Annotated in this window: 25 protein-coding genes; 8 read left to right on the top strand and 17 right to left on the bottom strand. The window is 64.8% G+C overall.

The features are described from left to right. The first annotated feature begins 238 nt into the window (after positions 1–238). The 3 genes from AWB66_RS32875 (at position 239) to AWB66_RS08560 (ending at position 2023) form a co-directional block, all read left to right on the top strand. Positions 239–775 carry a tetratricopeptide repeat protein gene (locus tag AWB66_RS32875; RefSeq protein ID WP_125469687.1) on the top strand — a complete coding sequence of 179 codons (537 nt, stop codon included), beginning with the start codon at positions 239–241 and terminating at the stop codon, positions 773–775. Continuing rightward, positions 772–1401: a hypothetical protein gene (locus AWB66_RS32870; RefSeq protein ID WP_125469686.1), complete on the top strand. Its 630-nt coding sequence runs from the start codon at positions 772–774 to the stop codon at positions 1399–1401. Before AWB66_RS32875 ends, AWB66_RS32870 begins: the two co-directional genes overlap by 4 nt. Positions 1402–1714: 313 nt before the next feature. Next, on the top strand, positions 1715–2023 hold the full coding sequence (locus tag AWB66_RS08560) for a PAAR domain-containing protein (RefSeq protein WP_407642274.1): 309 nt from the start codon (positions 1715–1717) through the stop codon (positions 2021–2023). A gap of 46 nt (positions 2024–2069) precedes the next feature. Here AWB66_RS08560 and fabI read toward each other — a convergent pair whose 3' ends face one another. The 4 genes from fabI to AWB66_RS08540 are packed head-to-tail and all read right to left on the bottom strand — an operon-like array spanning position 2070 to position 7320. Then, positions 2070–2852: an enoyl-ACP reductase FabI gene (fabI, locus tag AWB66_RS08555; protein ID WP_087629854.1), complete on the bottom strand. Its 783-nt coding sequence runs from the start codon at positions 2850–2852 to the stop codon at positions 2070–2072. 2 nt (positions 2853–2854) lie between these two features. Further along, positions 2855–4033, bottom strand: a complete 1179-nt coding sequence (locus tag AWB66_RS08550; protein ID WP_087629853.1) for an acetate/propionate family kinase — start codon at positions 4031–4033, stop codon at positions 2855–2857. A gap of 9 nt (positions 4034–4042) precedes the next feature. Further along, positions 4043–4984: a phosphate acetyltransferase gene (locus AWB66_RS08545; protein ID WP_087629852.1), complete on the bottom strand. Its 942-nt coding sequence runs from the start codon at positions 4982–4984 to the stop codon at positions 4043–4045. Between the two features lie 47 nt (positions 4985–5031). Next, positions 5032–7320 (bottom strand): DUF3141 domain-containing protein, encoded by a 2289-nt coding sequence (locus AWB66_RS08540; RefSeq protein ID WP_087630008.1) that lies wholly within the window; start codon positions 7318–7320, stop codon positions 5032–5034. A 363-nt stretch (positions 7321–7683) separates the two neighbouring features. Between AWB66_RS08540 and AWB66_RS08535 the strand changes: the two genes are divergently transcribed. From AWB66_RS08535 to AWB66_RS08515, 5 genes are all read left to right on the top strand, one after another. After that, on the top strand, positions 7684–8211 hold the full coding sequence (locus AWB66_RS08535) for a 2,4'-dihydroxyacetophenone dioxygenase family protein (protein WP_087629851.1): 528 nt from the start codon (positions 7684–7686) through the stop codon (positions 8209–8211). 79 nt (positions 8212–8290) lie between these two features. Then, complete coding sequence (locus tag AWB66_RS08530; protein ID WP_087630007.1) at positions 8291–9592, top strand: MFS transporter; 1302 nt, start codon at positions 8291–8293, stop codon at positions 9590–9592. A 15-nt stretch (positions 9593–9607) separates the two neighbouring features. Next, positions 9608–10336 carry an SDR family NAD(P)-dependent oxidoreductase gene (locus tag AWB66_RS08525; RefSeq protein WP_087629850.1) on the top strand — a complete coding sequence of 243 codons (729 nt, stop codon included), beginning with the start codon at positions 9608–9610 and terminating at the stop codon, positions 10334–10336. A gap of 65 nt (positions 10337–10401) precedes the next feature. Beyond that, positions 10402–11205 carry an IclR family transcriptional regulator gene (locus AWB66_RS08520; protein WP_087629849.1) on the top strand — a complete coding sequence of 268 codons (804 nt, stop codon included), beginning with the start codon at positions 10402–10404 and terminating at the stop codon, positions 11203–11205. 102 nt (positions 11206–11307) lie between these two features. Continuing rightward, on the top strand, positions 11308–13062 hold the full coding sequence (locus AWB66_RS08515) for an IlvD/Edd family dehydratase (RefSeq protein WP_087629848.1): 1755 nt from the start codon (positions 11308–11310) through the stop codon (positions 13060–13062). A 39-nt stretch (positions 13063–13101) separates the two neighbouring features. On the opposite strand, the gene AWB66_RS08510 is transcribed toward AWB66_RS08515, so the two are convergent. The 13 genes from AWB66_RS08510 to AWB66_RS08450 all read right to left on the bottom strand — a co-directional run bounded on the left by AWB66_RS08510 (position 13102) and on the right by AWB66_RS08450 (position 26704). Next, positions 13102–13305: a cold-shock protein gene (locus AWB66_RS08510; protein WP_087629847.1), complete on the bottom strand. Its 204-nt coding sequence runs from the start codon at positions 13303–13305 to the stop codon at positions 13102–13104. Positions 13306–13365: 60 nt separating this feature from the next. Further along, the gene (locus AWB66_RS08505; protein WP_087629846.1) at positions 13366–13623 is read right to left on the bottom strand and encodes a hypothetical protein; all 258 of its coding nucleotides are present in this window, start codon (positions 13621–13623) and stop codon (positions 13366–13368) included. 226 nt (positions 13624–13849) lie between these two features. Then, positions 13850–16213: a two-partner secretion domain-containing protein gene (locus AWB66_RS08500; protein WP_087629845.1), complete on the bottom strand. Its 2364-nt coding sequence runs from the start codon at positions 16211–16213 to the stop codon at positions 13850–13852. A gap of 163 nt (positions 16214–16376) precedes the next feature. Continuing rightward, positions 16377–18089 carry a ShlB/FhaC/HecB family hemolysin secretion/activation protein gene (locus AWB66_RS08495; protein ID WP_087629844.1) on the bottom strand — a complete coding sequence of 571 codons (1713 nt, stop codon included), beginning with the start codon at positions 18087–18089 and terminating at the stop codon, positions 16377–16379. Between the two features lie 329 nt (positions 18090–18418). Then, positions 18419–18775, bottom strand: coding sequence for a RidA family protein (locus AWB66_RS08490; RefSeq protein ID WP_087629843.1), 357 nt, complete (start codon positions 18773–18775; stop codon positions 18419–18421). A 55-nt stretch (positions 18776–18830) separates the two neighbouring features. Then, positions 18831–19961 carry an NAD(P)/FAD-dependent oxidoreductase gene (locus AWB66_RS08485; protein WP_087629842.1) on the bottom strand — a complete coding sequence of 377 codons (1131 nt, stop codon included), beginning with the start codon at positions 19959–19961 and terminating at the stop codon, positions 18831–18833. Further along, entirely contained in the window at positions 19954–21348 is a 1395-nt protein-coding gene (locus tag AWB66_RS08480; protein ID WP_087629841.1) for an NAD(P)/FAD-dependent oxidoreductase, read from the bottom strand. Before AWB66_RS08480 ends, AWB66_RS08485 begins: the two co-directional genes overlap by 8 nt. After that, the gene (locus AWB66_RS08475) at positions 21338–21682 is read right to left on the bottom strand and encodes a (2Fe-2S)-binding protein (RefSeq protein WP_087629840.1); all 345 of its coding nucleotides are present in this window, start codon (positions 21680–21682) and stop codon (positions 21338–21340) included. Before AWB66_RS08475 ends, AWB66_RS08480 begins: the two co-directional genes overlap by 11 nt. A gap of 7 nt (positions 21683–21689) precedes the next feature. Further along, complete coding sequence (locus tag AWB66_RS08470) at positions 21690–22832, bottom strand: NAD(P)/FAD-dependent oxidoreductase (protein WP_087629839.1); 1143 nt, start codon at positions 22830–22832, stop codon at positions 21690–21692. Next, the gene (locus AWB66_RS08465; protein WP_087629838.1) at positions 22829–23626 is read right to left on the bottom strand and encodes an ABC transporter permease; all 798 of its coding nucleotides are present in this window, start codon (positions 23624–23626) and stop codon (positions 22829–22831) included. Before AWB66_RS08465 ends, AWB66_RS08470 begins: the two co-directional genes overlap by 4 nt. 16 nt (positions 23627–23642) lie before the next feature. Beyond that, positions 23643–24515 carry an ABC transporter permease gene (locus AWB66_RS08460; protein ID WP_087629837.1) on the bottom strand — a complete coding sequence of 291 codons (873 nt, stop codon included), beginning with the start codon at positions 24513–24515 and terminating at the stop codon, positions 23643–23645. Beyond that, a complete protein-coding gene (locus AWB66_RS08455; protein ID WP_087629836.1) occupies positions 24502–25572 on the bottom strand; it encodes an ABC transporter ATP-binding protein in 1071 nt (356 codons plus the stop codon). The genes AWB66_RS08460 and AWB66_RS08455 overlap by 14 nt, the downstream gene beginning before the upstream one ends. Positions 25573–25639: 67 nt before the next feature. Then, complete coding sequence (locus tag AWB66_RS08450; protein WP_087630006.1) at positions 25640–26704, bottom strand: ABC transporter substrate-binding protein; 1065 nt, start codon at positions 26702–26704, stop codon at positions 25640–25642. Positions 26705–26808 lie beyond the last annotated feature (104 nt).

Genomic DNA, 26808 nt, shown 5'->3' with positions numbered 1-26808 from the left:
GGGCCCGCGCTACTCTGGATGGAAAACCTGTTACCCCAAGGGCTACCGGTTCCTCCGTCGGCAATGGCGCAACCCCGCGCGGCTGGAGCCAGGAGAAGTAAGAATTATCTCTGACCGTCTGATTTGCTACCAAGTGGAGTGCTGCAAGCGATGTCGTCGTAATTTATTGATGCGGGTTTAATTTATTAAAACTCGTGATTCAAATAAATATCATCCGACTTCTTATTTAAAAGATAAAATGAAAAAATTTATTGTAAGCAGTGTCATTTTTTCTGCATGTTGCACGGCAACACCGGCTCTTGCAGATCTGAAGGCAGCGATTGCAGCGGGCGAAAACGGGGATTTCAAAGCCGAAGTTCGGGAATTAGTCCCTTTGGCAAAAGATGGAAACGCGGAGGCCCAGGCGCTCTTGGGAGAACTATACCAGTTGGGCCTGGGGTTAAAGCTAGACGTCAAGCAAGCGACCCGGCTTTATCGCTTGTCAGCTGCACAAGGCAATCCAAAAGCGTTGCTTAGTTTGGGTGCATTACATGGATCTGGACTGCTGGAGGGAGATGGAACCGGACCTATCAAAGATTCAAGCAAAATCCTTGGTCCCGCACTGTTTATTCTTTCAGCGGAAGGCGGTAATGAAACGGCTGCCGACGACGTACGCGCGGATAGGAAAAATATGCCCGCTATGCAAATAAGACAAGCCGAAGCGTTGGCAAACGAGATGAGAAAAAATGGAAATTTTTCAAAAGCGATGGATGACTATATTAGTCGAAGTAAATGACGATTTATCAAAAAATCTTGAAAATCCAGAGATTAAAGTTGGCGTTAATGAATAAATATTCAATCTTTAAATTACTTGCAATTTTTCTTTTTTCGACTTGTGTTCAGTCAAAGGAACTGGACTGGCTGGCAGATCAGACGCTTTGCATGGCAAGTGCCCCCGGGAAATTTTTCAGGCCCGATGGACGATCTGATTTGGCGACTTTACGGAGCGCGGGAATCGTTAGTGGACCGGGGAGGCTGACTGATGATAAAGAAGAGTCATTTTATGACCCGAAAATCTCCGTAACTCTGTTTGGCTATCCCATCAAATCGTTTGTGTTATATAACCGTCCCGATGCAAAAGGAATGAGCCTGGTGGTAGATCTAAGGGCCGATATTGATGGTTTAAAAGCAAAGATAGACGATGTGCTCAGGGACTATACGCAAGCCGGCCCGTTTGTGAGTAGATTTCATTCTGTGCCGCAGGACGATATGGTCGCGTATGCGCGTTCAGTCAAATATAACTCGGGGTCACTTGAACAGGAACGGAGCGAAACAATTGGGACTTTTAGAGTGTATTTAACGTCGCCGCGCGCAGGGAAAGATCGGCGAACCTCAATTTATTGTGCGGTTGAGAAAGACTGAACGTCGTGTAAGGTAGGTTTTATATTGCTGAGATTCTGCATGAGACACCCCAGGAAAACGCAAAACGGTTTGCGCTTATATCGGCGGAGGATGCAGCGTGGCTGCCCGCGCATCCTGGGAGACTAGTTTCGTCGGAGTGCGAAGTACGGAACGAATAAAGGGCGCCCTTGCGTGGCCCTTTATTCATCTACTCGGCGGTAATGGTCGGTCTGCTCGACGCCCAACCACGATCAACCGCCGGGCGTTTGCATCAGAACAACAATTCATCAAATCACATCCTAGTCAACAAACAAACTTGCGTACCCAAACGTCAATGCGCATGATCGCGGGTATCCAATCACAAAAGGGATTTTCCAGCATGACATCAATAGCCTGTGTAGGCGACTCCACCACTCACGGCGGATTTGTGATCAGCGGCTCCGACACAATGGACGTATTAGGCCGCAAGGTCGCGCGCCGGGGCGATCTGGTTTCCTGTCCGCTTCCGGGGCACGGTGTCAACCCGATCATCGAAGGTTCTGACATGATTTTCGATAACGGCGTGCCTGTGGCACTACACGGCCATCGGAGTGCATGCGGTTGCACCTTGATCGCGCTATCCACGCACGCCTCGATCACGTAACGTTGGCGACTGAATCAATGACGCGCGGTGAGCGAGAGCACAGCAGTCACCCATTCATGATACTGACGCCGCCATCGACGAAGATCGTATTGCCCGTCATGCGCCGTGCGTACGGCGTCGCGAGAAATGCGCAGGTGTAGCCGACATCCATGATGTCCACCAGTTCGCCGATCGGTGCGCGCGCGGCCGCTTCGTTGAGCAGCAGGTCGAAGTCCTTGAGCCCCGAAGCGGCGCGCGTCTTCAACGGTCCCGGCGAGATCGGATGCACGCGGATGCGCTTCGGTCCCAGTTCGTGCGCGAGATAGCGGCACGACGCTTCGAGCGCCGCCTTCACCGGCCCCATCAGATCGTAGTTGGGCACGACGCGCGACGCGCCCAGATAGCTCATCGCGAACATCGAACCGCCGTCGTCCATCAGCGGAGCGGCGAGCCGCGCCATGCGGATGAACGAATGGCACGAGATGTCCATCGCCTGCGCGAAACCCTCGGCCGAACTGTTGAGAAGGCCGCCTTGCAAGTCGATCTTCGGTGCGAAGGCGATCGAATGCACGGCGACGTCGAGCCTTCCCCAGCGCTCGCGAATGGTGTCGAACACCGCTTCGAGTTCGCCGGGCTGCGAGACGTCGAGCGGCAGCAGCATCGACGCGCCGAGCTCTTCCGCGAGCGGCTCGACAAAGCGCCTCGCCTTGTCGTTGAGATAGGTCACGGCGAGTTCCGCGCCCAGTTCGCGGAATGCGCGCGCGCAGCCGTGGGCGATCGAATGCTCATTGGCGATGCCGACGATCAGCACCTTGCGTTGCGAGAACGGCTGCGCGGAAAGCGGGTCCATGCTCATGCCTCCAGTCGGTCGAGCGTGTGGCGAGCGATCATCAGCTCCTCGTTGGTCGGTATGACCCAGACTTCGACGGCGCTCGCGGCATCGCTGATGAGCGGACCGTGCTTCGCGTTCGCAGCCGCGTCGAGCGACACACCGAGCCACGCCGCCGCGCGGCACACGCGCTCGCGCACGGGCGCCGCATATTCGCCGATGCCCGCCGTGAACACGACTGCATCGAGTCCGCCAAGCGCGGCCGCGAGCGATCCGAGTTCCCGCGAGATCCGGTAGCAAAACAACTCGACGGCTTCGGCCGCGGCGGGTTCGTCGCTCGCGAGCAGCGCGCGCATGTCGCTCGATATCCCGGAGACGCCGAGCAGGCCCGAGCGCTTGTACAGCAGCGTCTCGATCGAGTGCGCGTCCATGTGCGCCTGTTGCATCATCCACAGCACGACGCCCGGATCGAGTGTGCCCGAGCGCGTCCCCATGACGAGCCCTTCGACGGCGGTGAAACCCATCGTGCTCGCGATGCTCTTGCCGCCGTCGAGTGCGGTCATGCTCGCGCCGTTGCCGAGATGCAGCACGACCGTCTTGCCGCGCGCGGCGCGCTCGCCGTATTGCGGCAACGCGCTCGCGATGAATTCGTAGGAGAGTCCATGAAAGCCGTAGCGACGCACGCCCTGGCTCGTGATGTCGGGCGGCAGCGCATAGCGTGTCGCGACGGCCGGTTGCGTGTGATGAAACGCGGTGTCGAAGCAGGCGATCTGCGGCACGTCCGGATTGCGCGCCTCGATCGAACGGATTGCCGCGAGGTTATGCGGCTGATGCAGCGGCGCGAGCGGAACGAGTGCTTCGAGTTCGTCCATCACCTTGGCGTCGATGCGAACCGGCACGGAATAACGGTTGCCGCCATGCACGACGCGATGTCCGACGGCGAGCAGCGTCGCGTCGCCCGCATGCGCGCGCAGCCAGTCAAGCAGAAACGCGATCGCGTTGTCGTGGCCGAGGCTTTCGCCTTCCGGCCAGCCACGGTCTTCGATGACTTCGCCGCTCTGCCGCTTCGCCTGGAAGCGCGGCTTCGTGTATAGCTCTTCGAGCTTGCCGCCCGCGATCGGATCGAGCGTGCCGCCGCTCACCGAGAACCCATGAAACTTGATGCTGGACGAGCCGGAGTTGATGACCAGAATGACGTCCATGCGATGCCCCTACACGATGCCGGCAGACGCTTTCTCGCGCCGCGCGAGCGCAACGAGCGAAGCGACCGCGCACGACGCGAGCCTTGTTATCACCGAATCGGCGCGGCTCGTCAGGACGATCGGCACCTTCGCGCCGAGCACGATGCCCGCGGCGTCCGCGTGGGCGAGAAACGAGAGGCTCTTCGCGAGCAGATTGCCGGCTTCGAGGTCCGGCACCACGAGCACGTTCGCGTGTCCCGCGACCGGCGACACAATGCCCTTGATCCGGGCGGCTTCCTCGCTGATCGCGTTGTCGAGGGCGAGCGGGCCGTCCAGAATGCCGTCCGTGATCTGCCGGCGGTCGGCCATCTTGCAGAGCGCGGCGGCGTCGAGCGTCGAAGGCACTTTCGAATTGACCGTCTCCATCGCGGAGAGGATCGCGACCCGCGCTGCGGGAAAGCGCAGTGCGTGCGCGAGGTCGATGGCGTTCTGCACGATGTCGCGCTTTTCGTCGAGCGTCGGCGAGATGTTGACGGCCGCGTCGGTGATGATGAGCGCGTCCTCGCGGCCGGGCACGTCCATGATGAAGCAGTGGCTCACGCGGCGCTCGGTGCGCAGGCCGGTGGCGCGCGAAACGACGGCGGCCATCAGTTCGTCGGTGTGCAGCGAGCCTTTCATCAGCGCCTCGGCACGCCCTTCGTGCACGAGTTGCACGGCGGCGGCTGCGGCCGCGTGACTGTGCGGCGCGTCGACGATGGGCAGATCGCCGAGATCGAGATTGCCTTCCCTCGCCGCCGCTTCGATCTTCTCGCGCGGCCCGACCAGGATCGGCGCGATCAGCCCGAGGCGCGCCGCCTCGATCACGGCCGACAGCGAATCGTGATCGCATGGATGCGCGACGGCGGTCGGTGTCGGCGGCAGCGTCGCGGCAAACGCGACGAGGCGCTCGTACTTCTCACGCTTGTGTTCCATGGCATGTGCCCTCGGTTTTCAGTGTGGCCTGCGCGCGGCGAAGCCCGTCATTCGACTTGCTGACGCGTCTCGGCCCGCCGCGTCGATTTGGTCTTCGTCTTCGATGCCGATTCGAAAATCGACAGCACGCGCGCGAGGTCGGCGCGTTCGACGTCGTCGAGCGGAAGCGTCGTGGTAAGCGTGTCGATGTGGCGCGCGGCGTTGCGGATGTCGGCCGGCGCGGCGTTCGCCAGCATGCCGGGCAGGGCGTCGATGGCGGCGTCGACGTCGAGCCGCAGCAGCGCCGCCTGTTCGCGCACGACTTCCTTGAACGCGAGGATGCCGCGATCGGACAACGTGCTCAGCATTTCACGCGCGAGATTGAAACGGCGCTCGTCGGCCTCGCCATGCGTGCGGCGCACGAACAGCAGCGCGCGCACGCTCGCTTCGATAAGGCCGCCTTTCGTCATGTCGTCGCGCAGATGTTTGTGCGCGGCGGCGATCGACGCGCTGCGTGCTTCCGAATCGCCCGGCTCGGTCAGCGGGGCGGCGCTTTCGTCGGCCCTTTCGTCGGCGCTTCGCGGAGGAAGACCCGCCATCGCCTGCAGCCACGGCATGCCGTAGACCGCTTCGAAGAGCTGTTCGACGGCTGTATCCCGCGTATCGCGGTAGAAGTCGAGCGACGCGCCGATCGCATCCGACATCGCGTTCTGCATCTGCCAGAACGGATTGTCCGCGGCGACGCTCGTGCGCGCCTCTTTCACGTCCTCGGCGAGACGCGCGACGCTCGATGCGAGCGGATTGCGGTCCGACCACGATGCATAGGGCACGCGCAGCGGATGAACGCGGCTTGCCACGTCGGCGGCCCACGGCGTCACGCACGCATGCACCCACGGCTGCATGAAATTGCGGTACAGCCCGAGATTGACGCTGGACACATACGCGGCCGTCGCGAAGCGCCGGTCGCTTTCCGGGTCGGGCTGCACGATCGCGCGAACGTCGTCGATGCCGCGCCGCGAAATCGACAGCACGTGTTCGCCTTCGACCAATTCGGCGTGCGGCGTGGCATCAGTCCGCTTTCCCATATGTGCTTCGTACAGGCCCGAGGGCAGCAGGTCGATGAGATCGACGTTGCTCACGAACTCGCGATGCTCCTTCTTGCCCGTGCTGCTCGACACGAAGATGCCGAGGTGCCCGATGCTGTCGTGCGTCGCATAGACGATGGTCTGGTCGTGACCGAAGAGATCGGCGTCGTCGCGATACAGGTCGGTGATCCAGCCGAGTGCCTGCGGCGGCGGCGTGATGTTGTCGCCATAGGAACAGAACACGACGATCGGCGAGCGGATATTGCGCAGATCGAGGCGGATACCGTCCGACGTGACGATCTCGCCTCTGACGAGCCGGTTGCCGACGAACAGGTTGTCGACGATGTACTGCATCTCGCCCGCGTTGAGGAACACGTGGCCGCCCCAGTACTTCTCGAAGCCGAGATAGCGCGACGCCTCGCTGTCGATGTTCGTGTACAGGTTGTATTGCTTCTGCCAGAGCGTGTTGGCCGGGTTCAGGGTCTCGAAGTTCTGCACGAGCCAGGCGCCGTCGAAGCGGCCGTCGCCGAGATCGCCCGTGAGGGCCGTGAGCCACGAGCCGCCGAGCGTCCCGCCCGAATAACGCATCGGATTCTTGCCGCGCCAGCCCGCCCAGTACGACACCGGCGCGCCCGCGACGATGATCGGCCCGAATAGCTCGGGGCGCATCGCGGCCGTCATCAGCACTTGCCAGCCGGCCTGGCAATTGCCGATCACGGCGGGTTTGCCCGGGCTGTCCGGATGCAGTTCGATCACTTTTTCGAGGAAGGTCGCTTCGGCGCGCATGACGTCTTCGACGGTCTGGCCCGGCACCGGATCGGGCAGGAAGCCGACGAAGTAACACGGATGGCCCGCGCGCAAGGCGGCGCCGATTTCGCTGTCGCGCTTGAAGCCGCCGATGCCCGGGCCGTGCCCGGCGCGCGGGTCGAAGACGATGAACGGACGCAGGCGGCCCGGATCGTGCGCGCCGGTGGCGTCGCGGTCGGGCTTGAGATCGTCGGGAGCGGTGATGCGCACGAGGCCGTAGTTGACGGGGCGCGGCAGCGTGCGCCCGTCGACGACCAGCTCCGTGCCGAAATCGAGCACGTTCGGCGCGCGTTCCAGCAAGTGGGCCTGATACTGGTTGCCGCGCTCGCGCATCACGTCGGCGAACAGGATGCCTCGCTGCCAGGCGTCGACGATGTAATCGATGGCGGCCTTCGCCGGGACGAATCCGCTAGGCACGGACGTCGCGGGAGGAAGGGGAGCGGATGCCGGACTGGGCTGAATCATGGTCGCTTCGAACTCCATCGGAGAGTCGGCGCCGCCGTCGGTATCGCACGGTTGCGTGCGGGAGGACAGGCGGCGTGAAACCAGGCGAGGCGCGTTGCCCCTTGCGATCGGCGCGGTATCGTCAAGATCGGCGATGAACGTGGCAGCAGCGTGACGCGGCGCGGTTCGTGTTGCATTGCGTCAGCCGATCCAGTGTAGACGGTGCCGATCGCCGGGGCAAATCGAAAAGGCACACTTCCGTGTTGCGAAGCGCGACCCGCTCGCGTTCACGTTGTCGACTCAAAACGCTTGACACGCGTCAACATCGCACGGAACATTGTCCATAATACGGTTCGTTATCCACAATATGGACAAGGAGACGCGATGACCGCGCCAAATCCCACGGCAGAAGCACTCATGCCTTATCAACTTCCATTCCCCGCCGAGGCGGCGAAGGAAATCGTCGTCGAATCGGCGATACCGAAGGACGAGCGGCTTTGGGTCCCTCAAGCGGAGAATGTCTGGTTCCGGCCGCTGTGCCTGAATGCATCGACAGGTTACTGGATGAACCTGCTGCGCGTGCGCAAGTCGGGCGTGCTGTCGCGTCATCGGCATCCGCAAGCCGTGCACGGCATGGTGCTCAAGGGCCGGTGGCGCTACCTGGAGCACGACTGGGTCGCAACCGAAGGCAGCTATGTCTTCGAGCCGCCCGGCGAGACGCACACGCTCTACGTGCCGGAGGACGTCGAGGAAATGATCACGTACTTCCAGGTGAACGGCGTGATGTTCTACTGCGATCCGTACGGCAATCACACCGGTTACGAAGACGTCTTCACGAAGATCGACATGTGCCGTAAGCACTTCACCGAGGTCGGCCTCGGCGCCGATTACGTCGATCAGTTCATCCGCTGAACTGTCCGCACACAACACAACACAACACAACACAACTCGAAACCGAATGAGCGCCGAACAGAGCGCCAAAGGAGACATCATGCAGGCCAAGTCACCGCGCTTGAAGCGCATCCAGTGGGTCGCACTCACGTTTCTCACGCTGGCGGGCATCGTCAATTACCTCGACCGCAGTACGCTGTCGATCGCCAATCACTCGGTCAGCCAGGAACTCGGGCTGTCGGCTTCGCAGATGGGCTTGCTGCTGTCGGCGTTCTCATTTGCGTACGCGTTCTCGCAACTGCCGATCGGCGTGATGCTCGACCGCTTCGGCGCGCGCATCATGCTCGGCCTCGGCATGTTCGTGTGGTCGGTCGCGCAGTTGTTCGGCGGCCTCGTCACGAGCCTGCAGCAGTTCCTGTTCGCGCGCATCGCGCTCGGCATCGGCGAGGCGCCGCAGTTTCCGGCGGGCGCGAAGGTCGTGAGCGAATGGTTCGCGCTGCGTGAACGCGGCAAGCCAACCGGCATCTTCGTGACCTCGTCGACGATCGGCCCCGCGCTCGCGCCGCCGATTCTGACCGCGCTGCTGCTCGTCTTCGGCTGGCGCTACATGTTCGTCATCATGGGCGTGCTGGGGATCGCGGTGGCGATCGGCTGGTACATCGTCTACCGCAACCGCCGCGACATCGCGCTGGACCCGCAGGAGATCGCGCATCTGACCGAAGGCGAGGAACAGCAGCGCGCGGAACGCCGCATGAGCTTCGCGGAATGGCGCGGCCTGTTCGGCAAGGCGACGACCTGGGGCATGATCTTCGGCTTCATGGGCGTGATCTATATGGTGTGGCTCTATCTGACGTGGCTGCCCGCGTATCTCGAACACGAGCGCCATCTGACCATCGCGAAGACCGGCTGGATCGTGTCGATTCCCTATCTCTTCGGCACGCTCGGCATGCTGTCGAGCGGCTTTGTCGCCGATGGTCTGATGGCACGCGGCGTCGCGCCCATCCGCAGCCGCAAGTGGCCGATCTGCACGGGCCTCATCGGCGCGGCGCTCTTCACGGTGCCGGCCGCGTTCACGCCGAACCTCACGCTCGCGATCGTGTATCTCTCGGCGGCGATGTTCTTCGTCAACATGGCGAGCGGCGCGGCCTGGGCGCTCGTGAGCGTGGCGGCGCCGCGTCACATGGTGGCATCGCTCGGTAGCATCCAGAACTTCGGCGGCTATTTCGGCGGATCGTTCGCGCCGTTCATCACCGGGCTCGTCGTCGACAAGACACATTCGTTCGTGAACGCGTTTCTCATCAGCGCGGGCGTGGCGTTCGCGGCGGCGCTCGTCTACATGTTCGTCGTGCGCGTGCCGATTCAGGATTCGGAACAGAACGCATCCGCCGTGGCCGCGGTTTAAACCTTCACTTTCGATATGACTTTCCAAAGAGATCTGTTCAAGGGCAAGACCGTCGTCGTGAGCGGCGGCACGCAAGGCATCGGCGCGGGCATCGCAGAAGAGTTCGCGACGCTCGGCGCGCGCGTGATCGCCGCGGGCATCGCGCCGACCGCCGAGCAACGCGAAGCGCTGGAGCCGCGCATCGAGGTCGCGCCGCTCGATGTCGCCGATGACGCGAGCGTCGCGGCGCTCTTCGAACGCATCGACGCGCTCGACGTGCTCGTGAATTGTGCGGGCATGATCCGGCGCGGCGACGAGCACGACATCGGCGTGTTCGAGCGCGTGATCGCGGTGAACCTGAGCGGCACGATGCGCATGTGCGCCGCCGCGCGCGAGCGTCTGAAGGCGAGCGGCGGATCGATCGTGAACACGGCGTCGATGCTGAGCTTCTTCGGCGGCGGCCTCGTGCCCGCCTACAGCGCGAGCAAGGGCGGCGTCGCGCAACTGACGAAGTCGCTCGCGATCGCCTACGCCGCCGACGGCATTCGCGTGAATGCGGTCGCGCCGGGTTGGATCGCGACGCCGCTCACGCAGGCCTTGCAGGACGACGACGGCCGCTCGCAGGGCATCCTCGACCGCACGCCGATGAAGCGCTGGGGACAGCCCGAGGATGTGGCGCGCGTGGTCGCATTTCTGTGTTCGCCGGCGGCGTCTTTCATGACCGGCACGATCGTGCCCGTCGATGGCGGCTACATGGTGGCTTAGCGAGCAGGCGGCGCCGGATCGCTCGCTATAATCGGGCATCCTCCGCGCCGTTCTCTCCGACGTTCATGCCAGCACCTTCCGAATCCGCTTCGCTCGACGCGGCAAAAGCCACCGGCACCGCCGCCTTCTCGAAGTTCATGGCGGTCCTGCAACTGATCGCCGACGCGAGCGAGGCGCCGGGCGTCGCCGAACTCGCCGCGCTGACAGGCTATCCGCGGCCGACAGTGTATCGGATCGTCGGTGCGCTTCTGGCCGAAGGGCTCGTGGTCGAAGCGCGGCGGGGCGCGTGCTTCGAACTCGGTCCGCGGCTGATTTCGCTGGCGAGCCGCAGCTGGGACCGTTCCGATCTTCGCATCGCGGCCGCCGAGGCTCTGCAAACGCTGCGCGACGTCACGCACGAGACGGTGCATCTCGCCGTGCGCAGCGGCTCGGAAATGGTCTACATCGAAAAGCTCGAAAGCCCGCATGCCGTGCGCATGGCGTCGCGCATCGGCACGCGGGTCACGCTGTATTCGAGTTCGGTCGGCAAGGCTTATCTCGCGGCGCTCGCGCCAGCGGAACGCGATACGCTGTTGCACGGCCTCTCGTTCGAACGCTTCACGCCCAATACGATCGTCGAACGTGCGGCGCTCGATGCCGAACTCGACGCGACGCGCGCGCGCGGCTATGCGGAAGACCGCGAGGAAAACGAAGCGCAGATCTTCTGCTATGGCTGCGCGATCCTCGATTCGAACGGACGGCCGATGGCCTGCGTCAGCATCAGCATTCCGCTGTTCAGGAAGTGCACGACGCCGCTCGACACCTATGTCGCGCCGCTACGGGAAGCCTGCCGCGCGATTGCGCAGCAGGCGGGGCCGGGCGCGCGGTAGTCGGTAGAGGCGTCACTCGCGCGCTTTCGCCGATGTGGTGATAATGGACCCATAGGCGCCGCCTCGCGCGCTCCGACCATCCCACCGCCTTCGCCAATCGCCATGACCGACACTCCCGACCAACCGTCCCCGTCCGACGACGCTCCCACGGGCCTGCGCAAATCGCTCACGAGCTACGGCGATAACGGCTTTTCGCTCTTCCTGCGCAAAGCGTTCATCAAGGGCGCCGGCTACACCGACAGCGCGCTCGACCGGCCGGTGATCGGCATCGTCGATACGGGCAGCGCGTACAACCCGTGCCACGGCAACGCGCCACAACTGATCGAGGCCGTGAAGCGCGGCGTGATGCTCGCGGGCGGCCTGCCGATGGCATTCCCGACCATCTCCATCGCCGAGTCGTTCTCGCAGCCGACGAGCATGTACCTGCGCAACCTCATGTCGATGGACACCGAGGAAATGCTGCGCGCCCAGCCGATGGACGCCGTTGTGCTGATCGGCGGCTGCGACAAGACCGTGCCCGCTCAACTGATGGGCGCGGCGTCGGCGGGCATTCCCGCAATCCAGCTCATCACCGGTTCGATGCTGACGGGTTCGCACCGCTCGGAGCGTGTCGGCGCGTGCACGGACTGCCGGCGCTATTGGGCGCGCTTTCGCGCGGAAGAGATCGACGAGGCGGAGATCGCGGCGGTCAACGATCAGCTCGTCGCGAGCGTGGGCACCTGCTCCGTGATGGGGACGGCGAGCACGATGGCGTGCATCGCGGAGGCGCTCGGCATGACGGTGCCGGGCGGCGCGTCGCCGCCCGCCGTCACGGCGCAACGCATGCGCATCGCGGAGCTGACCGGCAAAGAAGCCGTGCAGATGGCCCGCGACGGCCTCACGATCGACAAGATCCTCACTGCCGAGGCCTTCGAGAACGCGATGCGCGTGCTGCTCGCGATCGGCGGCTCGACCAACGGCATCGTGCACCTGACGGCGATCGCGGGGCGCATGGGTTTCGACGTCGACCTCAAGGCGCTCGACCGCATGGGCCGCGAGACGCCGGTGCTGCTCGACCTGAAGCCGTCGGGGCAGCACTACATGGAAGACTTCGACAAGGCCGGCGGCATGGCGACGCTCCTGCGCGAACTCAGGCCGCTGCTGCATCTGGACGCGCTGACGGTGACTGGCCGCACGCTCGGCGAAGAGATCGACGCAGCGGGGCCCGCGTTCGCGCAAAGCGTCGTGCGTCCGTTCGACGATCCGATTTATCCGCAGGGCGGCATTGCAGTGCTGCAGGGCAATCTCGCGCCGGGCGGGGCGATCATCAAGCAGTCGGCCGCCGACGCCCGCCTGATGGAGCACGAAGGACGCGCAGTCGTGTTCGAAAACGCAGCGGACCTCGCTGCGCGCATCGACTCGGACGATCTCGACGTGAACGCCGACGACATCCTCGTGCTGAGGAACATCGGTCCGAAAGGCGCGCCCGGCATGCCCGAAGCGGGCTATATCCCGATTCCGAAGAAGCTCGCGATGGCGGGCGTCAAGGATATGGTGCGCATCTCCGATGGCCGCATGAGCGGGACGGCGTTCGGGACCATCGTGCTGCACGTGACGCCCGAGTCCGCGATTGGCGGGCCGCTCGCGCATGTGCGAAGCGGCGACCGCATCCGGCTTTCGGTATCGCGCCGGGAGATCGATCTGCTCGTGTCGGAGGAAGAACTGGCGCAGCGCGCGAAGGAGAAGCCGGTGGTCGAGCCGAGCGCCGAGCGCGGCTACCTGAAGCTCTTTTTGCAGAGCGTGACGCAAGCCGATAAGGGCGTCGATTTCGACTTCCTGCGTGCCGTCGAGACGCGGGGCACGACGCCGCGAGCATGAACGAATCGAGGGCGTGGCTCGCGCCACGCCCGATGCAACTTACTGCGGCTGGATGTTCGCTGCCTGCAGGCCCTTCGGTCCTGTCCGCACTTCGAACAGCACCTTCTGGTTCTCCTGGAGGCTCTTGAAGCCGTTAGCCTGGATTTCCGAGAAGTGCGCAAAAACGTCAGGGCTGCCGTCGTCCGGCGTGATGAAGCCAAAGCCCTTTGCATCGTTGAACCACTTTACTGTTCCTGTTGCCATCGTTTCCTCGTTGCAGCATTGAGCGAGCCCTTGCTCGCGGATAAAAAAACCGTGTGACGTTCAGGCCATCGCGGGTGCCGGCTGGTTGTCCAGCATTTCGTCGAGGCGAGATTCGACGCCGCTACCGTCGTCGTCGCGCTGACTGAACTCACGCAGCGTCGCCAGCAGGATTCGCCATGAGGCGGGCCAGCGGACCTCGCGCAGACACACGCCAGCCGCGCTGCAGATGCGCAGCAGATGCGTGTCGGGGAAGAAGGTCAGGGTGACGGCTGCGCCATCGAGGACGCAGGTGGCGGTGCAAGGTTTGGTCGTGAACATGATTGGATGTTGTCGTGTTGGGCGGCCTGGGTCTGTGGGTTACCGAACAGTTCCACCCAGGCGGGCGAAGGCGTAGAGCAAGGGCCGTGCCCGCGTCCGCGCAACGGTGACACTCATTGCACGCGCGGCATGTGGCAATTCCGTGAAACGCGGTTCATTGCTTCCGTCCGACGATTTCAGGAACTTCGACCGATCGCGTGCTGCTCACCGATGAGCGCGATGTTCGTCACTGCGCGCCGAGCTGCCAGCGCAAAACCGGATGCTGCGCGCCCGCGGGAAGCGCCCACGTGCCGGCCGGGCTGAAGTCCCAGCTGGAGTCGAAGCTCGATGCCGTGCGCATCTGCACGGTGCTCAGCCCGTTCGCGGCCGGCACGGGCGTGCCGCCGTAGACCGAGTTGGACGCCGTGGTCATGCCCACGTCCCAGTAGACGTTGTTCGCGATGGCCCCGGCGTTGGAGAACGCCACGCCGCCCTTCAGTGCGGGATCGAATTGCGGAACGATGTGGGTCGTCGCGAACGATTCGCTGATCGTGCCGATGCTCGTGTTGTCGAGGACCAGGCCGCCGTTGTAGTACATCTGCGCGGAGCCCGATGCATACGATTGCGTGATCGATCCGCTGTTCTGCGAGACGAGCCCACCGCCTTCCGCATGCGATCCGCCAGAGACCGTTCCGGTTGCGAAAGACTGGACGATCTTGCCGTTGTTCACGCCGACGAGGCCGCCGTAGTCTCCCTGACCGCCGACGCTCGCGCTGCTCCACGAGCGCTCGATCGTGCCTTCGTTGCGTGCGACGAGGCCGCCGCCACCGGGGCCGGTCTCTTCGGGCGAGCCGGTCGACCCGGTCGTATATACGTTCGAGACGAGCCCGCTGTTGAGCCCGGCGAGGATGCCGGCCGGCGTATTGTAGGAACCCGAAGCGCTCGAATCGATCACGCCCAGATTGCGCACGACACCGCCCGCGTAGATCGCGCCGAACAGGCCGACCAGTGTCGGCTCGGTCCCGACCTGATAGCCGTTGAAATGGCTGATGGTGTGGCCCATGCCGTCGAACTGGCCGGAGAGCGCGATGCCTCCGCCGATCACGTTGATCTTGCCTACGTCCGGCGCGAGATCGAGATTGCGGCCGAGCGCGTAGTTGGCGGCGAGGTTGTCCCCCATCTTCACCAGATCTGCGTTCGAGTTGACGAGTTGATACACGGTGTATTGCGTCTTGAGTCCGCTATACGGCGCCGGTTTCCACGACTCGTTCTGCCGCACCGTGGCGCGCGTGTAGGTGCCGTTCATGTCGTAGAACGCGGAGATGATGCCGAGTCCTTGCGACCAGTCGAGCGTGCCGCTGCTCAGGATGCTGCCGCCGTTGTCGCTGGCGTGCGAATCGGCGCGCAGCGTCAGGTTGCCCGCGCCGGTGTTCGCGAGCGTCACGAGCGGGCCGAGCGTCACGTCGTGCACCGCGCTCAACGTGAGCGATGCATCGCCCGTCCATCGCACGGCCGCGCCGAGGTTGATGTTGCCGCTGCCGCCCGTGCCGCCCGTCGCGTTCACCGTGATCGACGTGCCGCCCGACAGATTGCGCGCGAGCGTCGCCGAGTTCAGCGGCCCGGCATTGAACTCGGGCGCGCTGATGTTCCATGACGCCGCGTCGATTGCGGCGTCGTCGAGATGCAGCGTGTTACCGGTCGTGATCACCGTGCCGCCGGTGCCGTCCGCGTTCGAAGCCTCGACCTTCGAATGCACGTGTGCCGTGCCGCGGTCGGCGACGAGCCACACTTTGCCCTCGCGCGTTGCCGTGCCCGTCGCCCGCAGATCGTCGTGTTGACCGGCGAGCGCGAATACGTTGCCGTCCGCCGCGCGCAGGTCGATCTGCGCGGCCTCGATCGTGCCTTTGTTCACGACGTCGCCGTTCGTGCCTGCCTGAACGAAGACCTGCGGGCCGGTTGCCGAGTCCTTCAGCAACACCTGGCTGCCGGTGGCGAGTTCCGCCGATCCCTTCGGCGCGCTGATGCTGCCATCGTTCTCGACGAGCTTGCGGGCGATGAGAAAGACATCGCCGCCCGTCGAACTGATCTTCCCGAGATTGACGATGACGCCATCGGCCGAACCGGTAAGGTTGAGCGGGCCGCCGTTCATGAAGTTGTTATTGGCGATGTCGAGCGTCGATGCGACGAAGCGCCCGCCCGTGGTCACGACACCGCTCGGGCCTACGACGACGCCTTGCGGATTGATGAGGTAAAAGCTACCCGAGGCGGCGAGCTTGCCGTCGATCGACGAGCGATCGCTGCCGGTCACGCGGCTTAGCGTCGCGCCCGTCCCGTTGTTCACGTTGACGGTATTGCCGTTGCCGATGGAGAAGCTGCGCCAGTCGATCACGGCGCGCGGCGTGTTCTGCGTGATGTTCACGGCGGTCGCGTTGGTCGCGATCGATCCGGTGCCGGCGACGATCTGTCCGCCTTGCGGAAGCGGTCCGGCAGCGAGCGCACTGGCGCTCATCGCGCAGAGGATGAAGGCCAGCACGGCGTCGCCCTGTATCTGCGATACGGAGACGCGGCGTTGCGAGTGACCGATGTCCGCAAGATGAACAGAGCGCTGCATGACGTGCCCCTCCGGATTGCTTATGGCGTGTGCTTTAGTGTTGTCTTTAGCCTCTTAGTTGTAGAACAAACTTGACCGCATGCTAAGGAAATCTATGCTGCATCTGCGTTGAGCGAATGACATGCCGTCCTGACACACGCGTGTCACTTCACGCGGCGCGCTATCAGGAGCCGATCAACACATAAAGCATCCCTAAAGGCGACTTGGACCCGTTCGGCACGGCCGCGCGCAGCGGAAACCCATAGGTCCCGCGCACGTTGATATAGCGTCGAAGCTGAAAGCGGAATCCCGCGCCCACGCTCACGAGCGATCCGTTGTTCGGCTCGGTCGGCTGGTCGATGCGATTCCAGACGCGGCCTGCATCGAGGAAGACGAACGGTTGCAACGCGACGCCGCTCGAACCCATGACCCACGCGGGCGTGCGCACTTCGGTCTGGACGTTCCAGCCGCGATCGCCCTGCACGACGTAGGGGTCATAGCCGCGCACGCTGCTCTCGCCGCCAAGGCCCATCTCCTCGCTCGGCAACAGCGTATCGGGCGTCCACTGGAACATGCCGCGTCCCCATAGCGCGAAGCCGGGGCCGATCGTCACATCGCGCTGGGCCGAAAGCTGCAGATACGCATAGCGCGGCGTCGCACCGTGGCGTGCGGTGTCGAAGGCTTCATCCTGGTTGTCGCCATCGAGACGGCCGGGGCTCAGCACGAGCGTCGCGTTGGCGCGCGCCTGACCGAGTGCATCGAGCCGGTTCACGTCATAGGCCAACATGAACTGATGAATGTGCGTGTTCGAATTGAAGACCTGAAAGCCGCCGAACTCCAGGTCGTTGTTCGAACGCTTGAAGTCGTAGCCGAACTGGATTTGCTGCTGCCATCCGTCGAGCGGTGCAAGCCGCCAGTCATAGCGAAAACTCATCTGCGCGGAGATGCCGGTCTGGCCGTAGCTGTCCGGAAGCCGCGGCGTGCTTTGCGCATAGACGCCGAACAATTCGATGCGGTCCTGCCACGGCAACGGCGCCGAATAGTTCAGCGCGTGCGCGACGAAACGCGGGCGGTTCGTGCGCCCCTCGATGTACGGATTGCCGCCGAAGAGGTCGTTGCTCGCGGTCGCCTGATAGGCGATCTGCTGATCCAGCCCGAACAGGTTGCCGTAGTCGAAACCCGCAAAGAAGCGGTCGCGGCCCAGTTGCGGAACGCCCGCATTGTCATACCCGGCCGAGACCCGCAGCGGAAAGCGGTCTTCGGTTTGCAGCACGACGTTGGTGGTGTTCTCGGCCTCGCCGGGCGCATACACCACGTCGACGGTGCGATATGGATTGGCGTTGAGCATCGACAGGCCCGAAGCGACATCGGATTCGCGAATCGTGGCGCCGCTTTCGAGCGGCATTTCACCTCCGAGCAGCGCGCTCGAAAAGTGACGGTTGCCGCGCACGACCACTTGTCCGAGCCGGTAGCTCGCCACCGTGATGTGCACGACGCCGCTCGATACGTCCTGCTCGGGCGCATAGACATCGACGAGCGGCAGGCCCGCGTCGCGGTAACGCTGAACGACGGCCCGGCGAATCTCCGCAAGCCGTCCGAAGCTCAGCGGCCGTCCGAGGTCCGGCGCGAATCCGGCAAGGAATGCTTCGTCGAGCAGCGGGAGGCCGGACGCCGTGATGCGCCCGTTCGATGCGCTCGATCCGGCAATCGGGGCGACGGGCGCCGCGCTGGCCGCCGGATCGAAGACGAGCCCGTTCAGGGTCTGCACGGCGATCTGCGGCGAATCGGTCGTGGGCTGCGGCGGCACGGGCGGCGCGACGGGGCGTGGAGGCGTGGGCGGTGCGGCGGGCGTGACGTCGCGATAAGACTGCGCGAGCGCCGAGGACGTCAGCAGCATGAGTGCGACCGTGCAAGGCAAGCTCAGGCGGGCCGGCTTCGCGAGGCGGCGTTTCTTGGTAGGGGGGCGAGTCAATGGGCAGGCTGCCGTCGGAGGATCGCGCTGGCGAGCGTGTCGGCAAGGCATCTGTCGTGAGGCATGCGTTTCTCCGACGGAGGCAGGCAGCGCGTCCTGCAACGGGTTTGGATGCTGTCGTTGGAATCCCGTTAAGTTATAGCAGACCGCCCTCTACGGCTACCCATGGGTAGCCCGCCAAATCGGACAATATGAACGGCAGTTATAGCCGGCACTTTCGGCCGGCACGTCGTCGATGCGGGTTGGCCGTCGCGCTAGCGGTCGAGCGCCGTCACCGAAATCTCGACCAGCAGATCCGGCGCCGCAAGCTGCGATTGAACCGTCGCGCGCGTCGGCGCGCAACCGGACGGCACCCAGGCGTCCCACACTTCGTTCATGCCCGCGAAGTCGCGCGCGATGTCCGCGAGCCAGACCTGCGCCGAGACGAGCCGCGTCTTGTCGATGCCGGCCTTTTCCAGAAATCCGTCGATCTTGTCGAGCACCTGCGCGGTCTGTGCCTTGACATCCGGCGTGCGCTCGTTCGCCGTCTGCCCGCCGATGAACACGAGTCCCGCCGCCTTGACGACGCGGCTCATGCGCTGATTGGTTTCGATTCTGACGATATCGGTCATGCGTGAAAGCACTCCTTGGTTAACGATGCCGCGCACCGGACGATGCGCGGAAAAATCAATGCGCCGTCGCGCCGAAGCGGTCGATCGAGAAGGCATCGAGCGGCAGGGAAGCGCGCCCGTCGAGCACCAGTTCCGAGACGAGCTTGCCGCAGCCCGGTCCGAGCTGAAAGCCGCTGCCGCAATAGCCGAACGAGTAAGTGAGGTTCGACGCGCGACGGCTCGTCGAGATGACGGGCAGCGAATCCTCGGTGAACGCTTCCACGCCCGCCCACGCGCGATTGATGCCGAGATGCCGCAGATGCGGGAAGAGATCGACGACCGTGTTGGCGCTGCGAACGAGCCGCGCAAAATCCACTTCTCCGTGACGCGCGGGCAGGTCCGCGATGCCGATCAACTTGCCGCCGATCACGACCGTGCCGTTGTCGAACTGCTTGAACGACAGCGGCCGGCCGGTCGCGCCGAGCGTCGAGCGGCAAAACGGCGCGACGCGATGCGTGACCATCAGCATCAGTCCTTCCGGATGCACGGGCACCGGCTCGCCCACTTGCCGCGCGAGTTCGCCCGCCCACGCGCCCGCCGTCACAACGAGCTGTTGCGCCGCATGCGTGCCCGACGCCGTATGCGCGAGCCAGCGCTCGCCGCGTTGTTCGATGCGCGTGACGGCCGTGCCTTCATGGAACGCCGCGCCGTGCTTCTGCGCGGCGAGCCGGAACGATGCCGTGGTCCGGAAGGGCAGCGCGTAGCCGTCGCGCTCGACCCAGATTCCGCCCGTCACGTGCGGCGCGATGTTCGGCTCCAGTTCGAGCAGCGTGTCGCGGTCGATGATCTTCTCGTGCGTGAAGCCATGCGATTCGAGCAGCGCGACGCGCTCACGGCATTCGTCGAGTTCGGCTTCGGTCTCGGCGATCTTCATCTGGCCGGACGGCACGAAGCCGCCATCGTCGCCGATCGTGTCGGCAAGCGTGTGCCAGATTTCGCGCGACATCAGCGAGAGCGGGATTTCGGGCAGCGGCCGTCCGAGCGTACGCACGCCGCCCGCGTTCACGCCCGACGCATGCCGCCCGACGTAATCGGCTTCGAGCACGGTGACGCGCGCGCCGCGACGCGCCATGTGGAACGCGCTGCTCGAGCCGTGCAGGCCGCCGCCGACGACGAGCACGTCGGATTCGGAGACGGGCTTATTCACCGGCGAGTTCTCCGAGCGTGAGCGGCTTGATCGGCGGACGGATGCGGTAATAGCCGACCGCTTCGGGTTCAACGTTCCGTGCGCTCGCGATCACTTCCGTGACCGTGAGTCCGCACATGCGTCCCTGGCACGGACCCATGCCGCAGCGCCCGAACGACTTCGCCTGATTCGGTCCGAGGCAGCCGAGTTCGACGAAACCGCGCACGTCGCCCGCGGTGACTTCCTCGCAGCGGCAGACGATGACGTCGTCGGCGGGAATGCGGTTCGCGTCGCGCGGACGATAGAGGCTGTCGAGGAACGGGCGGATGCGCATGACATCGGCGAGCTTGCGGCGATGCGGCGCGGCCAGCCGGTCGCGCGCAACGTTGTCGATCGCGCCGAGTTGCGCCGCGACCGCGAGCGCGCTTAGTTCGCCTTCTTCGGCCGCCGCCTGTGCGCCGCCGATGCCCGAGCCGTCGCCGGCCACGAAGACGCCGGGCACGTCGAGTTCGCCCCAGGCGTCCGTCACCGGCGCGAAGCAAAGCTGCGCGGCATCCCAGCGATGCTTCGCGCGCAGCGCGAGCGTGAACTGCGTATTCGGCACGACGCCCTGATGCAGCAGGATCACGTTCGCTTCGATGCGATGCGCCTGACCTTGCGTCGTGAAGTGCAGCGCGCCTGCACGCTCGACGCCGTCCTCGCCGCGCTTCGCTTCGACGCGCAGATCGTCAGCGGCTTCGTGCATCGGCACGTTAGCTTCGCGCAGCGTGCGCATCAGTTGCAGGCCCTTGCTCAGGAACGGCCACGCACGCAGCGCCGAGAGCAGATGACGCTTCGCGCGCCAGCGGTCTTCGTGGCGCGTGGTATCGACGAGCGCGCGAATCGGCACGCCTGCGCGCACGTATTGCCAGCCGAGCAGATAGAGAAGCGGGCCGCAGCCGACCAGCACCGGCGGCTCGGCGGGCACTTCGCCCGCGCTCTTCAAGAGGATCTGCGCGGCGCCCGCGGTCAGCACGCCGGGCAGCGTCCAGCCGGGAATCGGAAACGGACGCTCCATCGCGCCGGTCGCGAGGATCACGCGCTTCGCTTCGAAGCTGCCGACCTTGCCGTCCTTCAAATAGTGGACGCTGCGTTCGCGCGTCACCTGCCACACCGACGCATTCGCGACATAACGCGCGCCTGAGCGTGCGAATGCATCGGCGATGGTCGCGCCCGCTGCGTAGTCGGGACCGAGAATCTCGCGGCGACGCGCGTCCGTGCGCTCGATCGCCCGGTAGATCTGGCCGCCGACCGCGTCCTGTTCGTCGAGCAGGACGACGGAGAGGCCCGTCGAAGCCGCGCGCGTCGCGGCGCTCAAGCCGGCCGGACCCGCGCCGATCACCACCACATCCACTTGTTCAGCGACCATGAGCGTTCTCCATCGGTTCGGATTCGACCGGCGGCAGATCGCGCGCGCCTTCCTGCGAATGGATGCGCATGCCTTCCTTCACCGTCACCATGCAGCTTTGACGACTCGGCACGCCGTCGATTTCGACCAGGCATTCGAAGCACGCGCCCATCATGCAGTAGGGCGCGCGCGGTGCGCCCGAGACGGGTGTCGCGCGAAAGCGGTCGATGCCGGCGGCGAGCAGTGCCGCCGCCACCGAGCGTCCGCCGGGCACGCGCAACGGGCGGTCGTTGAACCAGATGTCGATGGGCGCGTCGGCGCCGGGCAAGGCCCTGAAAAGCGGTGTCGAAGTCATGATGGGTTCAGTGTGCGGGTATCGGTTCGGCGCGGGCACCGGCGAAGCGGCTGCCGGTGAAGGCGGGGATTTCGTCGGGCATCGCGCCGCCCGCGATCCACGGCGCGATGCGCATCGCGTGCGCCGCGGCGAGCGTGACGCCGCTGTGGCAGGTCACGACGAACGCGCCCGGATACCGCGCCGATTCGTCGTAGATAGGGAAGCCGTCCGGGCTGTAGACGCGCAGCGCCGCCCACGTGCGCACGAGCCGCACGTGCTTCAGGAGCGGAAACGCGCGCACGCCGCGTTGAGCGATGTTCGAGAGCACGTTGGTCGTGGTGAAGTCGTTGTAGCCGACTTCCTCCATCGAATCGCCGAACTGCACGGTGCCTTCGTCGGTCTGGCGCACGTTCATGGTCGGATGATGCAGGAACGGCGCGACGCGTTCGCTCACGAGCACCTGTCCGCGATTCGGTGCGACGGGCGCGTGCAGTCCCACGTGCGGCGCGAGCGCGCGGTTGCCGAGGCCCGCGCACAGCACGACGCGCGGCGCGCGCCACACGCCGCGTGTGCCGTGGACGACGAAGCCGCCTGGTTCCGGCACGATGCGCTCGGCGCCGTCGCCGTTCACCAGTTGCACGCCGCGATGCTGCATGCCCGCATGCAGCGCGCGCAGCAGCCTGAGCGGATTGACGTGGCCGTCCATGGGCGTATAGCTCGCGCCGACGACCTCCGGCCCGATGGCCGGCAGCAACTCGCGCAGTTCATGCGCATCGAGCAGCCGATACGGATAGTCGCCGTTCAGTTCGGTTTGCAGCGTGGACAGGCGCTTCTCGCGCTCGGCGAGTTCATCGTCGGAGAAGCAGAGGTGAAAGCCGCCCGGCTGACGCAGCGCCACATCGACGCCGCTTTCTTCGAGCAGCGATGCCGCGAGCGCGGACCAGCGCATCGCCGAGCTGCGCGACCAGCGCGCATACGGCGTGAGTCCGTAGCCCTTGCCCTGGATCCACACGAGCCCGAAGTTGCCGCGCGACGCACGAAAGCCGCCGTCGTCCTGGTCGATCACCGTCACCTTCGCGCCTTCGCGCGCGAGGCCATACGCCACCGCCGATCCGACCAGTCCGCCGCCGAGCACGAGCACGTCCGGGCTTGCGGATGTATTGCCTTTCATCGAGCTTCTCCGATAAGAATGCGGTCGAGTCCGACCATCCGGTCGAGCAGCACCATCAGCACGACCGTGCCCACGATCATCACCGCCGACACCGAAGCGACGAGCGGATCGATCGTCTGCGCGATCTGGTTGTACATGGCGACGGGCAGCGTGGTCGTGCCGGGCGTCGCGACGAAGATGGTCATCGTCAGTTCGTCGAAGCTCTGGATGAACGAGAGCACCCAGCCGCCCGCGACGCCCGTGCGGATCATCGGCAGCACCACGCGGCGAAACGCGGTGAAACGGCTCGCCCCGCACGAGAGCGCGGCGCGCTCCGCATCGCGATCCAGCCCGACCGCCGACGACAGCGCGAGCCGCAGCGCATACGGCAGCACGACGATCACGTGCGTCGCGGTGAGCGCCCAGAACGAGCCGCTCAGATGCAGGAGCGACAGGAAGCGCAGGAACGCGATGCCGAGCACGACGGCGGGAATCATCATCGGCGAGAGGAAGAAGCTCACCAGCGCGGCGCGGCCCGGAAAGCGATAGCGCGCGATCGCGAGCGCCGCGGGCACGGCGAGCACGACGCCGATCGTCGCGGCCGCGAACGCGAGCCGCACCGACAGCCAGAACGCGGCGACGATGTCGCCGTTCTCGACGATCGCCCTGAACCAGCGCAGCGATGCGCCGTCGAACGGCATCGAGATGAAGCCCTTGTCCGTGAACGCGACCAGCATCACGACGACGAGCGGCGCCATGATGAACGCCAGAAAGAACGCGTTGAAGAGCAGGCCCCAGAATCCGTTTTGCTTCATGTGCGCCTCGGCTCCGTCAGTCGAAAATATGCTTGAAACGACGCTCGGCGAGCTTGCTGCAACCCGTCACGATCGCGACGTTCGCGATCAGCAGCAGCACCGCGATGCTCGCGCCGAGCGGCCAGTTCAGCGTGCCGAGGAACTCGTCGTACGCGGCGGTGGCGACCACTTTCAGACGCCGCCCGCCGATCAGCGCGGGCGTCGCGAACGCGGAAGCCGACAGCGCGAACACGATGATCGAACCTGACAACACGCCCGGCATGATCTGCGGCAGCACGACGCGCCGGAACACCGTGAACGACGACCCGCCGAGTGAGAGGCCCGCCCATTCCACTTGCGGATCGAGCTTTTGCAGCGTCGCCCACACGGACATCACCATGAACGGCACGAGCACGTGCGTGAGCGCGATGACCATGCCCGTCATCGTGAAGACGAGGCGGATCGGTTCGGACGTGATGTGCAGCGCTTGCAAAACGTTATTGAGCACGCCGTTGTTGCCGAGCAGGATCTGCCAGCCGAGCGTGCGCACCACGACCGAGATCAGGAGCGGCCCGAGCACGACGAGCAGGCACAGCGACTGCCAGGGCCGCTTCATGCGCGCGAGCACGATCGTCTCCGGCACGCCGAGGAGAATCGAGAGCAGCGTCACCGAGACGGCGAGCGTGGCCGTGCGCAGGAAGATCGTCCCGTAGTAGGGATCGGTGACGACCTGCGCGTAGTTCTTCAGCGTGTACGCGACCTGCACGCCGCCCACGTCGCTGAAGACGCGAAACGACAGCATCAGCGTCAGCACGAGCGGAACCAGCAGCAGCGTGCCGAACAAGAGCAGCGCGGGCGCGGAGAGCAGCCAGGGCGCGGCGCCCGCGCGGGTGTCGTCAAGCGTTGCCATGGACGTTCTCCCGTTCGAGCATGCGCAGGTCGTCGTCGGTCCAGAAGACGCCCACTTCGTCGCCTTCCGAAGGCGGCGGCGCACCCAGATTCGGCTGCGCGACGCGCAGCGTGCCCAGGTCCGTTTCGATTTCGAGCAGCCACTGGTTGCCGACGAACACGCGCGTCGCGATGCGTCCGCGCACGCGCGCGTCGCCATTGGCAAGCCGCACTTTCTCCGGACGGATGTAGACATGCACCGCGCCATCGACCACGCGCCCTTCGTGCGGCACCTTCAGCGTGGTCCCGGCGACGTCGACTTCGGCGCAGCGCGGATTGCGCCGCATCACTTCGCCCGACAACGTATTGGTCTTGCCGAGGAAGCTCGACGCGAACGGCGTCTCCGGATGCTCGTAGGCTTCGAACGGCGTGGAAAGCTGCGCGATCCGGCCGCGATACATCACGGCGATGCGGTCGCTCATCGTCATCGCCTCGACCTGGTCGTGCGTGACGAGGATCGTCGTGATGCCGAGCCGCCGCTGGATCGCGCGCAGTTCGATGTGCATCTCCTCGCGCAGCTTGGCATCGAGGTTCGACATGGGTTCGTCGAGCAGCAGCAGTTCGGGGCGCATGGCGATCGCGCGGGCAATCGCGACGCGCTGACGCTGGCCGCCCGACAGCTCTTTCGGATAGCGCGCATCGAGCCCCTTCAGGCGCACGAGATCGAGCGCTTCGGCGACGCGCTCCGCACGCTCGGCGCGCTTCACCTTGCGCATCTCGAGGCCGAAGCCGACATTGCCCGCCACCGTCATGTGCGGAAAGAGCGCGTAGCTCTGAAACACGACGCCCATGCCGCGCTTTTCGGGGCGCTCGTTCGTGATGTCGCGACCGTCGAGCATCACGCTGCCCGTGCTCGGCGCGACGAAGCCGGCGATCATCTGCAGGGTCGTGGTCTTGCCGCAGCCGGAAGGTCCGAGCAGCGACAAGAATTCACCGCGCTCGACCGAGAGGTCGATGTGCTCGATGGCGGTGTAATCGCCGTAGCGCTTCGAAATGCCTTTGAGGGTGAGGAAGGTCATGGGCGTCGGGTCCGTAGGGGCGTGGAATCCGGCGGAGCGGCGAGCAGCGCGCCGTCCGCCGTGTCGCTTATCGTTCGACGGAACGGTTCCAGCGCTCCGTCCACTCCGTGCGATGCTGGTTGACGGTCGTCCAGTCCATCGCCGTCAGCTTGCCGATCTGTTCCGGACCGTACGGCACGCGCGCGGCGATGTCCGGCGCGAGCTTGACCGTCTTGTTGACCGGGCCGAGGCCGATCGCCTGTGCCTGCATCGCCTGCACTTCCGGGCTCAGCAGATACTGGACGAACTGCTGCGACAACTGCGGCTGCGCGTTTTCCGCGACGGCGCATGCGGCGACCTGCAGCGCGACGCCGCCTTCCTTCGGATAGACGAACTTGAGCGGGAAGCCGGTGTTCTGCAACGCGACCGCGCGGCCGCTGCCGTAAGGCGCGAGGATCACGTCGCCGCTTTGCATCAGGCCGTCCATTTCGCCGGGCGTCGGCGCCCACGAGAGCACGTCGGGCGCGACGTCCTTGGTCATCGCCGCGAAGCCGGGGTCGATGTTCTTTTCGCCGCCGCCGTTCATGCGCGCCAGCATCACGAGCGTGTGCAGGCCATAGGTATTCGTGATCGGCGGCACCCCGAGCTTGCCCTTCAGGCGCTTGTCGGTGAGCACTTGCCACGAATCCGGCGCGGGCAGGCCGAGCTTCTTGAACGCTTCCTCGTTGTAGCCGATGCCGGTTGCCACCATCCCCACGCCGACCGACGTCGCGCCGAGCCGCGCGAGCGGATACAGGTCTTTCATGACCGGCGCTTCTTCGACCTTCGCGCACAAGCCGAGCTGCATCGCCTGATACATGGGGCCGTCGTCCATCACGGCGACGTTGATCTGCTGATGGCCTTTCTGCGCCTGGAGCTTGGCGAGCGTGTCGCTGGAGTTACCGGCGACATAGACGATCTTGACGTCGTGCGCTTTTTCGAACGGCGGGATGACTTTCTGACGGTAGAGCTGTTCGTTGGAGCCGCCCACGTTGGCGACATAGAGCGTGGTTTCGGCGTGGGCGAGAGCGGGCCCGACGAGCGCGCCGGTTAGGCCGAGCGCGACGGCGAACGTTCGCGCAGAAGCGCGGCGGCTGTGCTGCACTTTATTCATGAACACTTCTCCATTCGATGTGGGGTTCGCGAACGTGGCGTGGGATTACCGTCCGTCAGGATAATATTGGCGCGATCGACCCATATCGTCCAATACGAATAAAA

This window comes from Caballeronia telluris, from assembly GCF_001544495.1.
GTDB lineage: Bacteria > Pseudomonadota > Gammaproteobacteria > Burkholderiales > Burkholderiaceae > Caballeronia > Caballeronia telluris.
Note: the sequence above shows the minus strand (reverse complement) of the source record. Positions and strands in the feature narration are given on the sequence as shown.

What these genes read in the sequence shown, in the direction of transcription:
- AWB66_RS08540 (WP_087630008.1), bottom strand. Translation starts at nt 7,320, where the DNA reads ATGATTCAGCCCAGTCCGGCATCCGCTCCCCTTCCTCCCGCGACGTCC.
- AWB66_RS08490 (WP_087629843.1), bottom strand. Translation starts at nt 18,775, where the DNA reads ATGACCGATATCGTCAGAATCGAAACCAATCAGCGCATGAGCCGCGTC.
- AWB66_RS08525 (WP_087629850.1), top strand. Translation starts at nt 9,608, where the DNA reads ATGACTTTCCAAAGAGATCTGTTCAAGGGCAAGACCGTCGTCGTGAGC.
- AWB66_RS08505 (WP_087629846.1), bottom strand. Translation starts at nt 13,623, where the DNA reads ATGTTCACGACCAAACCTTGCACCGCCACCTGCGTCCTCGATGGCGCA.
- fabI (WP_087629854.1), bottom strand. Translation starts at nt 2,852, where the DNA reads ATGGACCCGCTTTCCGCGCAGCCGTTCTCGCAACGCAAGGTGCTGATC.
- AWB66_RS32870 (WP_125469686.1), top strand. Translation starts at nt 772, where the DNA reads ATGACGATTTATCAAAAAATCTTGAAAATCCAGAGATTAAAGTTGGCG.
- AWB66_RS08495 (WP_087629844.1), bottom strand. Translation starts at nt 18,089, where the DNA reads ATGCTGCTGACGTCCTCGGCGCTCGCGCAGTCTTATCGCGACGTCACG.
- AWB66_RS32875 (WP_125469687.1), top strand. Translation starts at nt 239, where the DNA reads ATGAAAAAATTTATTGTAAGCAGTGTCATTTTTTCTGCATGTTGCACG.
- AWB66_RS08460 (WP_087629837.1), bottom strand. Translation starts at nt 24,515, where the DNA reads ATGGCAACGCTTGACGACACCCGCGCGGGCGCCGCGCCCTGGCTGCTC.
- AWB66_RS08455 (WP_087629836.1), bottom strand. Translation starts at nt 25,572, where the DNA reads ATGACCTTCCTCACCCTCAAAGGCATTTCGAAGCGCTACGGCGATTAC.
- AWB66_RS08535 (WP_087629851.1), top strand. Translation starts at nt 7,684, where the DNA reads ATGACCGCGCCAAATCCCACGGCAGAAGCACTCATGCCTTATCAACTT.
- AWB66_RS08515 (WP_087629848.1), top strand. Translation starts at nt 11,308, where the DNA reads ATGACCGACACTCCCGACCAACCGTCCCCGTCCGACGACGCTCCCACG.
- AWB66_RS08510 (WP_087629847.1), bottom strand. Translation starts at nt 13,305, where the DNA reads ATGGCAACAGGAACAGTAAAGTGGTTCAACGATGCAAAGGGCTTTGGC.
- AWB66_RS08530 (WP_087630007.1), top strand. Translation starts at nt 8,291, where the DNA reads ATGCAGGCCAAGTCACCGCGCTTGAAGCGCATCCAGTGGGTCGCACTC.
- AWB66_RS08480 (WP_087629841.1), bottom strand. Translation starts at nt 21,348, where the DNA reads ATGGTCGCTGAACAAGTGGATGTGGTGGTGATCGGCGCGGGTCCGGCC.
- AWB66_RS08545 (WP_087629852.1), bottom strand. Translation starts at nt 4,984, where the DNA reads ATGGAACACAAGCGTGAGAAGTACGAGCGCCTCGTCGCGTTTGCCGCG.
- AWB66_RS08475 (WP_087629840.1), bottom strand. Translation starts at nt 21,682, where the DNA reads ATGACTTCGACACCGCTTTTCAGGGCCTTGCCCGGCGCCGACGCGCCC.
- AWB66_RS08550 (WP_087629853.1), bottom strand. Translation starts at nt 4,033, where the DNA reads ATGGACGTCATTCTGGTCATCAACTCCGGCTCGTCCAGCATCAAGTTT.
- AWB66_RS08520 (WP_087629849.1), top strand. Translation starts at nt 10,402, where the DNA reads ATGCCAGCACCTTCCGAATCCGCTTCGCTCGACGCGGCAAAAGCCACC.
- AWB66_RS08470 (WP_087629839.1), bottom strand. Translation starts at nt 22,832, where the DNA reads ATGAAAGGCAATACATCCGCAAGCCCGGACGTGCTCGTGCTCGGCGGC.
- AWB66_RS08465 (WP_087629838.1), bottom strand. Translation starts at nt 23,626, where the DNA reads ATGAAGCAAAACGGATTCTGGGGCCTGCTCTTCAACGCGTTCTTTCTG.
- AWB66_RS08500 (WP_087629845.1), bottom strand. Translation starts at nt 16,213, where the DNA reads ATGCAGCGCTCTGTTCATCTTGCGGACATCGGTCACTCGCAACGCCGC.
- AWB66_RS08560 (WP_407642274.1), top strand. Translation starts at nt 1,715, where the DNA reads ATGCGCATGATCGCGGGTATCCAATCACAAAAGGGATTTTCCAGCATG.
- AWB66_RS08450 (WP_087630006.1), bottom strand. Translation starts at nt 26,704, where the DNA reads ATGAATAAAGTGCAGCACAGCCGCCGCGCTTCTGCGCGAACGTTCGCC.